We start from the raw sequence: 13,475 nt of genomic DNA, 5'->3' as shown, positions 1-13,475 counted from the left end.
TCGTCGGCCACGAATGTGGCGCGCGCCACCCCTGAATTGGGGTAGTCCCCAGCGGTGGACGCACATCATGAACGCGGCGTGCCTCCGCGCGAATTTCCTCCGGCGCGACAAACGGCGTCGGGCACGTCGCCAATCGGAGCGCACCGGCCCTCAGGGTCGTCGACGCACAGGTGATCGTGGAGCCAGACGGCGTCGACGGAATTGATGTCTTTCTTCTCAAGCACTCCCCGGTTACCGCTGGACCAGGTCACCCAGGGGTAGGCGGTCGGTGGCCCCTGCCCCTATCCGGGGGTATCGGCGCAGGTGAGAGCGACATCACACTTCAGGGCAACTCACGACCCTGAGGAGACTCAGATGAGCACGTCCCCACCCGCGAGGTCTCATACCTCGATGCGGCGCGTGGCTGTCGCCAGCTGCACCGGAACCACGATCGAGTTCTACGACTTCTTCATCTACGGCACCGCGGCCGCTCTGGTGTTCCCCAAGGTCTTCTTCCCTGCCCTGGGTGAGTCCGCCGCCACCGTGGCGTCGTTCGCGACCTTCGCGGTGGCCTTCGGCGCACGCCCGCTGGGCGCGGTTCTGTTCGGTCACCTGGGTGACCGTCTGGGCCGCAAGACCACCCTGGTGAGCACACTGCTGTTGATGGGCATCGCCACGGTGCTCATCGGCCTGCTGCCCACCGCGGACTCCATCGGGGTCGCCGCGCCCATCCTGCTCGTGGTGCTGCGCATCGCGCAGGGCCTCGCCGTGGGAGGCGAGTGGGCCGGCGCCACCCTGCTGGCCGCCGAGCACGCTCCTCCCGGCAAACGCGGCCTCTACGCCGTGTTCCCCCAGCTCGGGCCGGCGCTGGCTTACGCCCTGTCCTGCGCGACGTTCCTGATCGTGAACCTGTACGTGGGCGAGGCCTCTCCGACGTTCCTCGATTGGGGCTGGCGGATCCCCTTCCTCCTGAGCGCCCTGCTCGTCGTGGTCGGCCTGTACGTTCGGCTCGCTGTCGAGGAGACCCCGATGTTCAAGAACATCGAGCGCGATGGGCCCGGCGGCGCCACCGTCCGCCAGGGCAGTCCGCTGCTGGGAGCCGTCCGGCACCAGTGGCGCGAGATGCTCATCGCGGCCGGCGCGCTGGTCGTGGTGTTCGGGTTCTTCTACGTGGGGACCGCGTTCCTCACCTCCTACGGCACCGCCGTCGTCAAGCTGTCCCGGTCCACCGTGCTCATGCTTGGAATCGTCGCCGCCGTCTCCTTCGGGGCCGCCACCGTCGTCTCCGGCCTCTACTCCGACCGCGTCGGGCGACGCCGCGTGCTGCTCTGGTCCTGCGTGGCGGCCGTGCCTTGGAGCTTCGTCATGTTCCCGCTCATCGACACCGGATCGGCGGCGGCCTTCGGCTTCGCGATGTCCGTCACGCTCGTCATCCTCGGGGTCGCCTATGGCCCTGCGGGTGCCCTTCTGCCCGAGATGTTCCAGACGAGGTATCGCTACACCGGGGCCGGCGTCGCGTACAACCTGGCGGGAGTCATCGGCGGTGGCATAGGCCCCATCCTGGCCGCCGACCTCAGCGCGTCGCGCGGCGGGTTCGCCGTTGGCGTGATGCTCGGGGCGTTCGGCCTTGTCTCAGCCCTGAGCTGCCTGGTTCTCCCCGAGACGCGTCATCGCTCCATGGAGCCCGGGACCGAGGACCGTGCCGGGCACCCAGTCGCCGTCCCCAGCCCCGCACTCGACGCTGACTGACAGCCAGGCGACATGGGCGCAGCATGGCGAATTCGGTGCAGGGTTCATCGGACCGGCCGTCGAGCGTGACGACGACGCTCGCGCGTCTGGCGGTCGTGGCCGGCATTCCGGTCGTCATCGCCAACTCCCGTGGCCCAGAGAGCTTGGCCGGCCTGGTCAGCGAACTGGGTCCGCTGGCCAGTGCGGGCACGCCGGAGCAGGCCGCGCACGCGGGCGAGCCGGTGGTGTTGTCGGTCCCGCTGACCGCGATCGAGTCCGTCCCCGCCCAGCCCCTGCGGGGACGGACGGTCGTGGACACCACCAACTACTACCCCTCCCGCGACGGCCGGGTCGCCGAACTCGACGCCGAGACGGTGACCACCAGCGAACTGGTCCAACGGCACCTGGCTGGGGCGTATTTGGTGAAGGCGTTCAACAACATCCTGGCCCATCGCAGGCGACGACGACGGCGCCAAGAAGGCGGCGGCAGCACTGATCGACCCAGCACCGAGGCCACTGGCCAGGGTCCGCTACCGCGTGCACGGCTGAGGCCATGGTTTTCCGTTCAGTCAGTCAGGAGAAGTGGTTCACCCCGGTGAGGTTGCTGGAGAGGTCCCAGAGCCGGGACGCGGATTCGGGGTCGATCGCCCACGGCTTGACGCCGCCGATGAGCATGTCGTCGGTGGTTGCGGGTTCAGCGATGTCGCAGTTCTGGCAGTAGGCGCCGCCATGCTCGTCAAGCAATGGTGAGGTGGCTGCCCAGACAGCTGTCGCCGCGCCCTGCGCCGGGGTTTTGAAGCCGTCGGCGTGTCGGCCGTCCCGGGTGATCCAGCCCTGGGCGACCTGCGCTTGCTGGGGGATGCGCCGCTGCAGCGGGGTGAGGATGCTGCCTGGGTGCACTGCGAAGGCGTGCACTCCACTGGCCGCGCCGAGGGCATTGAGGCCGACGGCGAACAAAGCGTTGGCCGTCTTGGACTGCCCGTAGGCCAGCCAATGGTCGTAGCCGTGCCGGAAGTGCAGGTCGTCCCAGCGGATGTCGGACAGGAAGTGTCCGGACGAGGCCACGGACACCACGCGTGCCCCGGTGGGGGCCAGCGCTGGGTACAACCGATTGATCAGGGCGAAATGCCCGAGGTGGTTAATGGCGAGGTGCGCTTCCCAGCCCGGGCCGATGAGCTTGTCCGGGTAGGCCATGACACCCGCGTTGTTGATGATGATGTCCAGGGTGCGGCCGGTCTCCAGGAACCGGTCGCTGAATGCGTGGACGCTTTCGAGATCGGCAAGATCGAGCTCGTGCACCTCCGTACGCACAACGCCGCGAAGCGCCTCGCGCGCCGCGGCGGGACGACGGGCGGGAACGGTGACGTGCGCGCCGGCGCGGACCAGCGCCTTCGTGGCCTCCAGACCAAGACCCGAGTAGCCGCCGGTAATCAGAACATTGTTGCCCGATAGCTGGATGCCTCGCAGAACGTCGTCCGCTGTGCTGTGCGCGTCGAAGCCCGAACCGAGCTGGTATTGGGTGATAGCCATGCCGGCAACGCTAGGATCTAGAGTGCAATCTAGGTCAAGCTTTGACGGGCGGGATGAGGAAGCACACGGACAGCTTTTCCATCGGGGACATCGCGGAGGCGACTGGGCTGAGCGTGCACGCCCTGCGGTTCTTCGAACGCGAAGGGCTCTTCCTTCGCCCGATCCCGCGCTCGGCCGGTGGGCAGCGGATCTTTGACGCGGCGGACTTGGAGTGGCTGCTGCTGTGCAACCGACTACGGGAGTCCGGCATGCCCATCGCCACAGTGAAGAGATTCGCTGAACTCGTCCGGTCTGGTCCGGGCAACGAGCCGGAGCGGCTCGCGCTGCTAGAGGAACACGAAAAGGCGGTCCAAAACAAGATCGCCGAATTGGCGGCGAGCCTGGAGATCATCCATGGCAAGGTCGTCACATATCGCAAGCACGTCCAGGAAGGGACCGCGGCCGGGCTCTGGTCGCCCATGCCGCCACAAGATCACTCGTGACGGCATGACGGCACCCGCTCCTCGGACACCACCCGTCGCGGATGACCGGGGTGCCTCTGCCTGACCGGGGTCCCAGCAGCGATCGCGGAAATCCAACGCTGCTTGCACACCGCCGACGATCCGGACGCCGAACAACAAAGTGGCCATCTGGGCGCTGGGCCTGCAGGCTGGCAACACCGACCAGGTCATCGACGACATGAACGCCCGGGCCGCAGCCCTTCCCTGCGACCGGCGGCCCGGGCTGTAGACCGCCGCCCGCTACCTGTCTCGCCACCGCGAGTTCCCTGCGCTACGACCAGGCCTTGGACAAGGGCTGGCCGATCGCCACCGGGGCGGTCGAGGGCGCCGCCAGACATCTGGCCGGCGATCGGTTGGAGATCACCGGCGCGAGGTGGGGCCTGGCCGGAGCCGAGGCCATACAGTCACTGAGTTCGAGCCACACCCAATGGGCCTTGCCTTCGGCTCGTTTGCGGTCGTAGAAGCGGCGCGACTCTGATGACAGGCGCAGGCTACGACCCGCAGGTAAGCAGATCACGCGCAGGCCGATCTCTTACATCACCCCGGTGGACGTGACCCTCGTGCTGCTCTTGGCCTTGTCAATGCGACTGGCTCTCCAGGACCCGTTTGAGATACCGGAGTTCGGTGCGCGCGTGCTCGCGATCCTTCTCCACGCCACGGAACAGGTTGCGGAAGGTCCACTCGAGCACGTGACCACCCACGCCTGAGGGGAATGTGGCCCACACATTGGCGCTCACCCTCGTACCACCGCCGTCGATCGGTTCGATGCTCCAGGTGACCCCTTCGCCCACGGTGATGGGGATGCCGAACCATCGATAGTGCGCGCGGGGAGCCTCCCAGGTGACTGCTGACAGAGGCTCAACCCTGGTGATCTCGCCGTCGGCGACGCAGGGGATCCCGGCGACCTTCTCACGGATCCGCAGGCGGGCGCCGACTTCCAGAATGGGACGGTCGTCGAGGCGTTCGATGCTCTGGTGTTCGGGGTTCGACGGCGGCCACCAGCGTTCGACGTCGCACAGCAGATCCCACACTGTTGCCGAGGGTGCAGCGATGTCGATCGTCTCGGTGAACTCGAACACTGGAACCTCCGCTCGACTGCACACGGCGACACCATAACCCGAACACTGGTGTTCAGTTTAGTGAGATTAGCAGGCTGGCGGCAACTCCTGGTCACGGTTCGCCTGTCATCCGTCCGGGTCAGCGAAGACGGCCAGATGCGGCGGAGCAGATCGGAGCTACTCGTCTAGGGGAAGCCGTCAGCCAGTTCCTTGGCGGGTAGCCGGTCGACTGGGTTGGCCGACAGGCATGAGATGACGACGTCTTCAAACGCGGGGAACGGCCAGGGCTGGCGAAGGCGGGTGGGTGCGGCGGTCGGCGGCGATGCCGGCCAGGTGAGCCGCCGTGGGCAGCCGGGTTGTCGCAGGGGAATTGAGTGTGCGCTCCTGCGCGGCCTACGCGCAGGCGCGCCGCCTCTAGTCCTCATACCGCGCGAATCGGGCAGATCGACAGCGGACGCGGACACCACTGATGCGTGCGGGGAGGGTGGTCACCTCACGCGCGCGACACCGACAGCGCACCGAATTCAAGCTTCTGGCTCCATGTGAGCCTGCCCTTGGTGTGGCTCAGTCGCGTGGTCCCGCGCCGTGCAGGAGTGTGTCGATGACCAGTGTGGCCAGGGCATCGGGGTCCTGCGCGGCCGGGTCCTGCTCGGCACCGGGTCTGTTGAGGGCTTCGCTGAGGAGGGCGTAGTACACCTGCCGGACCCATTCCAGGTCGGTGTCCTGGGCGAGGACTCCCTCGTCCTGTGCCCGGGTGAGGAGCTGGACGGTGTAGGCGTCGATCTCGGCCCAGAGCGCGGCTGCGGCTTCGCTGTGGGGTGTGCTGTGGTTGAGGGTGAACCGCCAGGAGTTCTTGACCCGCAGGACGTTCGCGGTCACCCGGTAGAGCGCGACGAGGGCGGGAGCGGAGTCTGGCCGGGCCTCCTGGATGGCATCGAGGAGTTGCTGCTTGGCCGAGACGGCGAGCGCTTCCAGGAGTGCCTGTCGGTTGGCGAATCGCCGGTGCACCGTGATCCTGGTCAGCCCTGCCGCTTCGGCGATCTGCTCCATGGAGGCGCCGGCGTCCTCGGCGAGGACCCGCTCGGCCGCCTCCAAGATCGCACGCACGCTGCGCTCGGCATCTGCACGCAGTGCTCGGCCCATGCCTGTCTCCGTCTCATCGATTCTGACTCTCCACAGAGGATACGCCAGCGCTACGGGTCACCAGTTAATTGATTCACTCATGTCACTCCTGCATAGAAAGCTGATACTGTTGTGACACTGATAGGGGTCCGAGCGCAGCTAGGGAGTCCGGATGGCCGCCATGGTTCTCAGGCCTGTGCGACGGCCGACAGCGGGCTAGGTGAGGTCGTCGGCCGGGAAAGTGCCTCAGCTTCCACGCAGAGGCTCCGGGACAGAACGGCAGGTGGTTCAACGCTCCACTCGGCACGCGTGCCCGCGCGGGGATCCCTGGAGACAGGGGCCGCATCGGCACGCCTCGCCCGCAACAGTCCGCACGTGAAGCGCACTTCAGGTACACGCCGGGTCTCCCGGCCCTTACTTAGGGAATTGACATGTCCTCATCCAGGCCCCGAGCTCGTATCACTCGGCGCGTCGCGGTGACGCTGGCCACCGTGTCGGTCGCCGCCGGAGCGGCAGCGGGGACGGCGACCGCCGTGAGCACCAGCTCGAGCGTCACGCCTCACGCGGTCACCCAGACGCAGAAATCCGAGAGCGCCAGCACCGCTCCCAACCTGCACGTCAAGGGCGCCAACGGCGTCACCTACCAGTACCGCCGCTTCGGCGCCCCCGGCCTCAACAGCGTGCCCCTGGTCTTCCTGCAGCACTACCGCGGCACCCTTGACAACTGGGACCCCCAGCTCATCGACACCATCGCCGCCAAGCGCGAGGTCATCCTCGTAGACAACGTCGGCGTCGGCGGCTCCACCGGCACCACGCCCAGCACCATCCAGCAGATGAGCCTGGATGCCATCGACTTCATCGACGCCCTCAAGCTGCCCCGGTATGACCTGTTCGGCTTCTCCCTCGGCGGCCAGGTCGCTCAGGAGGTCGCCCTTCGCCGCCCCTGGCAGGTCCGTCGCGTCGTCCTGGCCGGCACCGGTCCCCAGGGCGGGGTGGGCCAGCGTGCCTCCGACCCCAAGGTGCTGGAGGCCGCGCTGAAGGACAACCCCGGCCATGCGGACTTCCTCTTCCTGTTCTTCAAGAACACCGCATCCAGCCAGGCTGCGGGAACCGCGTTCCTGCAGCGCCTCGGGCAGCGCACAAGCGACCACGACGCCCCCGCCAGCCTCGCCACCCGCGACGCGCAGCTCACCGCGATGTCCGAGTGGGGCATCCCCGACAAGTCCAAGCTGGTCCGGCTGGCTGCCCTCTTCCAGCCCGTCCTGGTCGCCGATGGCGACAGCGACATCCTGATGCCCCCCAAGAACTCCCACCTGCTGGCCAAGCACCTCCCCAACGCCGGACACGGATTCCTCTTCCAGTACTCAGTCAAGTTCGGCAACCAAGTGAACGCATTCCTCGACCGCTGACAGCCACCCCGCCGCGAGACGGTCGCCGACAACGCCGACAGGCACCCTGACCGCGGACCGGCAGCCATACCCCGCCGAGCCAAGCCCGGCGGGGTATCGCCATTCGCATCCAGCACCGTCAGAACTGGCCGGTGGTACTGGGCGACTCCCCGGTGATGCCAGCCCAGTCGTTTTCAACGCTGTCACAGCGTTCAGCCGAAAGTGACTCACGCTCACGCTGTTCGGCTCCCATGCGGCCTCCAGGAGCGCGTGCCGGTTCGCGAACCGCTGGTGCATGGCAGCCCTGGTCAGCGCCGCCGCCTCGGCGATCTGCTCCATCAAGGCGCCGGCGTCCTGGGCGAGGACCCGCGCTCGGACGCGTGTCCACAATCGCGCGCACACAGGCGATACATATGAGATACCAATGAGTGAATATTTGATGCTCTACTGTTTCTTCTCATCCAGTAGCTGATACAGTGATGACACTGATCTGGAATGAAGGATCGACGGGAGCACACCTGAGTGCAGCCAGCATCGCGATCCCTCATCCACAGCAAGCGAACGCAATCCATGAGTCAGGAGCCCACAATGGCGACAACACGGCCGGTAGCCCTCGTGACGGGTGCGTCCTCCGGCATTGGCAAGGCGGCCGCCCTCGCGCTGGTCGAAGCGGGTTACGAGGTGGTCGGGACAAGCCGCAACACCGCGCACGTCACCCCGATCAAGGGAGTGACCTTCCTGGACCTGGACGTGGCCAGTGACGAGTCGGTGACGACTGTGGTCAAAGCAGTGATCGGCCGGTTCGGGCGGATCGACGTCCTGGTCAACAACGCCGGTGTCGGCTCGGCGGGCGCCGCGGAGGAGAGCTCGGTGGCGCAGGCGCAGGGCGTCTTCGACATCAATGTCTTCGGTGTCATCCGCATGACGAATGCCGTCCTGCCGCACATGCGAGCCCAGGGCAGTGGTCGCATCATCAACATCTCCTCCATCGTCGGGTTCATTCCCGTGCCCTACATGGCGGTCTATGCCGCCTCCAAGCACGCCATCGAGGGCTACTCCGAATCGGTCGACCACGAGGTCCGCCAGTACGGCGTACGGGTCCTGCTGGTGGAGCCCGCCTGGACCAGCACCGCGTTCGACGCCAACAGCGTGCGGCCCGACCAGCCCCAGCAGGTCTACGCCGAGCAGCGGCGCGTCTTCGCCGATTACATGGCGGAAGCGGTCAAGGACGGCGATGCCCCCGCCGTCGTCGCCAAACAGATCGTTGCGGCGGCGACCGACGCCAAGCCCAAGCTGCGCTACGCCGTCGGGCAGAGCGGACGAGTCCACACCCTGCGCCGTCTCGCCCCCGCCAGCCTGTTCGACCGGCAGATCCGCAAGCTCAACCGGCTGCCCGCCTGACAACCCCCCACAAGACCCAGCGACAAGAAAGCGAAGCTCACCATGAGCACCTATCTGGCAGACGCAGCCGAGGACCTGTTCGTGGACGGCCCCTCCGCGACGTTCACCTACCGGCGCATCGGCCCGCGCGGCGGCGTCCCGCTGGTCCTGCTGAACCGGGTCCGCGGAACCCTCGACTGGTGGGACCCGCAGTTCCTGGACAACCTGGCCGCCGCCCACGACGTGATCGTGTTCGACAACGTCGGCACCGGCTACACCACCGGCACCCCGCGTGACTCGGTCGAAGGACTCGCCGACGGCGCCATCGAGTTCATCCAGGCGCTCGGCCTGGCCCAGGTCGATCTGCTCGGCTGGACGCTGGGCGGCACCGTCGCCCAGCACATCACCCGCCACCGGCCCGACCTGGTGCGCAAACTCATCGTGGCGGCCGCCAATCCCGGCGGCCAGGTGCCCGGCGCACCCGCCCCGAACGAGAAGGTGCGGGCCACCATGACCAAGCCCGAGGTCACCGCCGACGACCTGGTGTACCTGTTCTTCCCCGAGACCGACACCGGACGCGCCGCCGGATACGAACACCTCGCCAGGGTGGCCACACGGCTGGCCACCGGACGCCCCGACGTGTCCGAGACAGCGGCCCGAGGCCAGATCACCGCGATCGCCAAGGACGCATCGATTCCCTTCGAACAGGTGCAAGCGGACCTGACGACCATCCGGCAACCCGTCCTGTACGCCACCGGCATGCAGGACGCGATGATCCCCGCCCTGGCCTCCTACACCGCCGTCCAACACCTGCCCAACGCCACCCTCGTCGCCTACAGCGACGCCGGCCACGCCTTCCTCTTCCAGCACGCCAAAGCCTTCACCACCCAGGTGACCACTTTCCTCACCGACTGAACCCTCACCCGAACGCCGACACCGCAGGAGCCAGAACGCCTGCCCAGGCCAAGGAGACCCATCGTGCAGTTGACCATCGACCCGGCACGCCGGGAGGTCACGCCGCTGGAGCTGATCTCCGACCTGGTCTACGTCTTCGCGATCGGCCAGCAGTCGCATCGGCTCCTGGCACACCGAACGTGGACCGGCGCGGCCCAGACGCCCGTGCTCTACCTCGCGGTCTACGCAGCGTGGGCCTACACCACCTGGGCGTTCACCCCTGCCCAGGCCGCAGACCCGCGGACCCAGAGGATGCCGTTGGCGGCCGTCATCGCCATTGCGATCGTCGTCGCGCTGGCTGCTTTCGAAAATCGCCGTCCGATCGGGGACACGGGTGCCAAGCCGATCGGGGACGCGCGTGCCAAGCCGATCGGGGCGCCATGACGGAGGCCACCGTGTTGATCTGCGACGACCGGGAGTTGATGCGGGCCGGCCTGCGCACGGTGGTGGACGGCCAGCCGGACCTCACAGTCGTCGGCGAGGCCGGGGACGGCCAGGCGGCGGTGGCGCAGGCGCTCACGCTGCGCCCGGACCTTGTCCTCATGGAGGTGCGGCTACCGCGCCTGGACGGTATCTCGGCCACCGAGCAGGTGCGCGCCGCACTGCCCGGGACGCATGTGCTGGTTCTCACGACGTGCGACCGCGACGAGTACGCCTACGCCGCGCTCCGTGCGGGAGCCAGTGGCTTCCTCGTCAAGGACGTGCCGGCCGCCGAAATGGTCGTTGCCATCCGCGGCGTGCTGCGCGGCGACAATGTGATCGCTCCGTCGGTGACGCGGCGGCTGATCGACCGGTACGTCACGGGCGCCGTCGCTCCTGTCACCGACACACGCCTCGATGTGCTCACCGATCGCGAGCGTGAGGTGCTGGGCCTGGTCGCCCGCGGGCTGAACAACACCGAGATCGCCGGGAAGCTGTTCCTCGGCGAGACCACAGTCAAGACCCACGTAGCCCGGATCCTCACCAAACTGCACATCCGCGACCGGATACAGGCCGTCGTCGTGGCCTACGAGAGCGGACTGGTTCGGCCTGGAGGATGACCCCGCCGGGCGCTCGGGATGGCTCCCGACGACACAGGCGACACCTAGTTTCACCCGGAACGCAACGTGCGCGCTATTCCCCTGCATAAATCCGTCCACATCTGCATTTCAGCACCGGAGCATGACGCAGCACAGCATGTTCAGCATCCAGACCGTGACACCGAAGATCCGCAAGGTCACCTTCTCCAACCCGCCGGTGAACGTCGTCGGCGCCGATACCGTCGTCCAGCTGCTGGACGTCGTCGACGAGCTGAGCGGGGACGAGCAGGTTCAGGTCGTCATCTTCGACAGCAGTACGCCCGGATACTTCTTCAACCACGCCGATCTCGGTCAGGTGCCCGAACTGCTGGCGTTGACCAACGCAGACGGGACTCCGACGTGGGTCGACCTCGTCACGCGCCTGACCAGCGCCCCGTTCATCAGCATCGCCTCCATCCGCGGGCGCACGCGGGGCGGAGGGGACGAGATCACACTGGCCTTCGACCTGCGCTACGCCAGCCGCGAGGAGGCGATCTTCTGCCAGCCCGAGGTCGCGATCGGCATCGTCCCCGGCGGTGGAGGCAGCGACCGCCTGGCCCGGCTGCTCGGGCGGGACCGCGCGCTGGAGGTGATCCTCACCAGCCAGGACTACGACGCCGAGCGCGCCGAACAGTACGGATGGGTGACCCGAACCGTCGCCGACGCCGAACTCGACGCCTTCGTGGGCGGCGTGGCAGCGCGCATCGCCTCCTTCGACAAGGCGTCTGTCCTGGGCGCCAAGGCCCAGATCAACCGGTCGACCCTGCCGCCGGAGGCTGACCTGCGAGCATCCTGGGCTGAGTTCGCCGAATCGGTCACCTGGCCGGGATTTCAGGCCCGCGTACCGCAGCTCGGGAAGGCCATCGCCGAGATCGGTCTTGAGGAGATCGAGCGGAACCTGGGCCACTACGCCGGCCTGGTCAACCAGCAGACAATGGCCGCCGGCTGACCCCACGTCGGCATCGCATGATGCGGAGCGGCGAGCCGACGCGCACCTCGCGGTAAGCACCGGCGTTCGCCGCCGCGGATCTCCGGCGGTGCATCCCGCAACTGATTCCCACCACATCCTCTGGAACGAGGAAGGACCTCCATGACCAGGGACCGTGTCCCCTCGGCTGGCACCTCCGCGTCGGCGGCGGACCGACTACCGGGCGGCAGGGGCAGGCACCATGCAGGAAAAGGCGGGGGAACTGCCCTACGGCGCAGGGAACTGCTGACGCTGGTGGCGATGTGCCTGGGCGTGATGATGACGTTCCTGCTCATCACCGCGACGATCTCAGCGCTGTCGGCGATCCAGGCCGACCTGCACGTCAGCCCGAGCACGCTGATCTGGATCCCGAGCGCGTACACGCTGGTGGTGGCCAGTCTGGTGCTGTCGTCCGGCACGCTGGGCAACCTGCTGGGCCGCAAGCGGATGTTCTGCGCCGGCGTAGTGATCATGATCGCGGGAGGGCTGCTCGCCGCGACCGCCGGCACCACCGCCATGGTGATCGCCGCACAGCTGGTCTCCGGCCTCGGTGGCGCGCTGATCCTGCCCAACAGCCTGGCCGTGCTCGGCGCGACGTTCACCGACCCGCACCGGCGGACCGAGGTGATCACCGCGTGGGCGGCGTCGTCGGGGCTGGGCCTGGCCATCGGCCCGCTGCTCGCCGGTGTCCTGCTCGACCACTCCAGCTGGCATGCGGTGTTCGTGTCGAACACCGTCCTGGGAGTGATCACGCTGCTTGTCGCGGCCCCGTTCGCCACCGAATCCCGGGCCCCCGGCGAACGCCTCGACGTGCCTGGCGCGCTGCTGGGCACGGTCACGATCGCGAGTCTGGTCTACGCCCTCATCCAGGGCGGCCAGGACGGGTACACCGCCGCGCCTGTCATTGCCGCGTGGATCGTGGCCGCGGTCGGCGCCGTGGCGTTCGTCATCGTCGAGCGGGGTGTGGCGGCGCCGATGCTCGATGTGCGCCTGTTCGCCTCGCGCTCGTTCAGCGCCGTGATGGTCATCGCCGCGGTGTCGCTGTTCGGCTTCACCGGCGTGGCCGTCCTGCTGGTGATGTTCTACAACAACGTCCAGCACCTGAACGCGCTGGACACCAGCTGGCGCATGCTGCCCCTGTTCGGCGTCTACGTCGTCACGGCGTTCCTCACCGGCAGGGTGATCCGCCGTACCGGCTTCAAGGCACCTCTGACGGTGGGCCTGCTGCTCGGTGCTGTCGCCTGCCTGGGCCTGACCACGATCGGGCAGGACACCCCCCACAGCCGCGTCTGGCCGCTGTTCGTCCTGTTCGGTGCGGCCAGTGGCCTTGTCATCGCGCCCAGCACGGCCGCCGCGCTGGTCAGCGTCGCCCCCGCAGGTGCGGGTATGGCCTCCGGCGCCGTCAACACCGCCCGGCAGGTCGGCTCGGTCATGGGGACCGCGCTGCTCGGCTCGCTGCTCGCCGGCCGCGTCACCGCGGACCTGCCCCACCAGCTCGCCGCCCATGGCATCCCCGCCGCCGCGCACGCACCCATTGAGGCGGCCGTCGCCGCCGGGACCACCAGCACCCAGCCGTCACCCATGGGCGCGCGTGAGGCGATCGCCGACGCCTTTAGCTCCGGTGTGCACGCCGGCTTGGCCGTCATCGCCGCGGTCTTCGTCGCCGCCGCCGTGGTGGCCCTGATCGCCGTACACAACCGGCCCCACCAGAACCGAACGCACACGCCCACCCCTTCGACCGCCCCCGCCGCCTCATGAGCACCGAAGCGGCCAACAGCCCGCGCCAACCAGTCACCACGCTGCCTGCGGCT

The 13,475-nt window shown here is 67.9% G+C and carries 13 protein-coding genes; 10 read left to right on the top strand and 3 right to left on the bottom strand.

Annotated elements, in window-relative coordinates; translation table 11 throughout:
* Positions 1 to 354 precede the first annotated feature (354 nt).
* Both ACH34W_RS13105 and ACH34W_RS13100 read left to right on the top strand, forming a co-directional pair.
* Positions 355 to 1,728: an MFS transporter gene (locus tag ACH34W_RS13105; protein ID WP_395961078.1), complete on the top strand. Its 1,374-nt coding sequence runs from the start codon at positions 355 to 357 to the stop codon at positions 1,726 to 1,728.
* A 23-nt stretch (positions 1,729 to 1,751) separates the two neighbouring features.
* A complete protein-coding gene (locus ACH34W_RS13100) occupies positions 1,752 to 2,306 on the top strand; it encodes an NADPH-dependent F420 reductase (protein WP_395961077.1) in 555 nt (184 codons plus the stop codon).
* Here ACH34W_RS13100 and ACH34W_RS13095 read toward each other — a convergent pair.
* The gene (locus ACH34W_RS13095; RefSeq protein WP_395961076.1) at positions 2,281 to 3,237 is read right to left on the bottom strand and encodes an oxidoreductase; all 957 of its coding nucleotides are present in this window, start codon (positions 3,235 to 3,237) and stop codon (positions 2,281 to 2,283) included. The two genes, ACH34W_RS13100 and ACH34W_RS13095, sit on opposite strands and share 26 nt — an antisense overlap.
* 53 nt (positions 3,238 to 3,290) lie before the next feature.
* Here ACH34W_RS13095 and ACH34W_RS13090 point away from each other — a divergent pair, with 53 nt between their 5' ends.
* The gene (locus ACH34W_RS13090; RefSeq protein ID WP_395961075.1) at positions 3,291 to 3,719 is read left to right on the top strand and encodes a MerR family transcriptional regulator; all 429 of its coding nucleotides are present in this window, start codon (positions 3,291 to 3,293) and stop codon (positions 3,717 to 3,719) included.
* Between the two features lie 596 nt (positions 3,720 to 4,315).
* On the opposite strand, the gene ACH34W_RS13085 is transcribed toward ACH34W_RS13090, so the two are convergent.
* Both ACH34W_RS13085 and ACH34W_RS13080 read right to left on the bottom strand, forming a co-directional pair.
* Positions 4,316 to 4,816, bottom strand: coding sequence for an SRPBCC family protein (locus ACH34W_RS13085; RefSeq protein ID WP_395961074.1), 501 nt, complete (start codon positions 4,814 to 4,816; stop codon positions 4,316 to 4,318).
* Positions 4,817 to 5,359: 543 nt separating this feature from the next.
* The gene (locus ACH34W_RS13080) at positions 5,360 to 5,938 is read right to left on the bottom strand and encodes a TetR/AcrR family transcriptional regulator (RefSeq protein WP_395961073.1); all 579 of its coding nucleotides are present in this window, start codon (positions 5,936 to 5,938) and stop codon (positions 5,360 to 5,362) included.
* A gap of 410 nt (positions 5,939 to 6,348) precedes the next feature.
* Between ACH34W_RS13080 and ACH34W_RS13075 the strand changes: the two genes are divergently transcribed.
* From ACH34W_RS13075 to ACH34W_RS13045, 7 genes are all read left to right on the top strand, one after another.
* Entirely contained in the window at positions 6,349 to 7,326 is a 978-nt protein-coding gene (locus tag ACH34W_RS13075) for an alpha/beta fold hydrolase (RefSeq protein ID WP_395961072.1), read from the top strand.
* A gap of 567 nt (positions 7,327 to 7,893) precedes the next feature.
* The gene (locus tag ACH34W_RS13070) at positions 7,894 to 8,706 is read left to right on the top strand and encodes an oxidoreductase (protein WP_395961071.1); all 813 of its coding nucleotides are present in this window, start codon (positions 7,894 to 7,896) and stop codon (positions 8,704 to 8,706) included.
* Positions 8,707 to 8,748: 42 nt separating this feature from the next.
* Positions 8,749 to 9,600 carry an alpha/beta fold hydrolase gene (locus tag ACH34W_RS13065; protein WP_395961070.1) on the top strand — a complete coding sequence of 284 codons (852 nt, stop codon included), beginning with the start codon at positions 8,749 to 8,751 and terminating at the stop codon, positions 9,598 to 9,600.
* A 63-nt stretch (positions 9,601 to 9,663) separates the two neighbouring features.
* Entirely contained in the window at positions 9,664 to 10,023 is a 360-nt protein-coding gene (locus ACH34W_RS13060; RefSeq protein ID WP_395961069.1) for a low temperature requirement protein A, read from the top strand.
* Positions 10,020 to 10,679, top strand: coding sequence for a response regulator (locus ACH34W_RS13055; RefSeq protein ID WP_395961068.1), 660 nt, complete (start codon positions 10,020 to 10,022; stop codon positions 10,677 to 10,679). Before ACH34W_RS13060 ends, ACH34W_RS13055 begins: the two co-directional genes overlap by 4 nt.
* A 121-nt stretch (positions 10,680 to 10,800) precedes the next feature.
* Positions 10,801 to 11,646, top strand: a complete 846-nt coding sequence (locus ACH34W_RS13050; RefSeq protein WP_395961067.1) for an enoyl-CoA hydratase/isomerase family protein — start codon at positions 10,801 to 10,803, stop codon at positions 11,644 to 11,646.
* A gap of 141 nt (positions 11,647 to 11,787) precedes the next feature.
* Positions 11,788 to 13,422 carry an MFS transporter gene (locus ACH34W_RS13045; protein ID WP_395961066.1) on the top strand — a complete coding sequence of 545 codons (1,635 nt, stop codon included), beginning with the start codon at positions 11,788 to 11,790 and terminating at the stop codon, positions 13,420 to 13,422.
* Positions 13,423 to 13,475 lie beyond the last annotated feature (53 nt).

The sequence above is a fragment of the Actinomadura sp. 6N118 genome, assembly GCF_044326415.1.
Classification (GTDB): domain Bacteria; phylum Actinomycetota; class Actinomycetes; order Streptosporangiales; family Streptosporangiaceae; genus Spirillospora.
The sequence above is the reverse complement of the archived record's forward strand: the minus strand, read 5'-3'. Positions and strand labels throughout refer to the sequence as shown.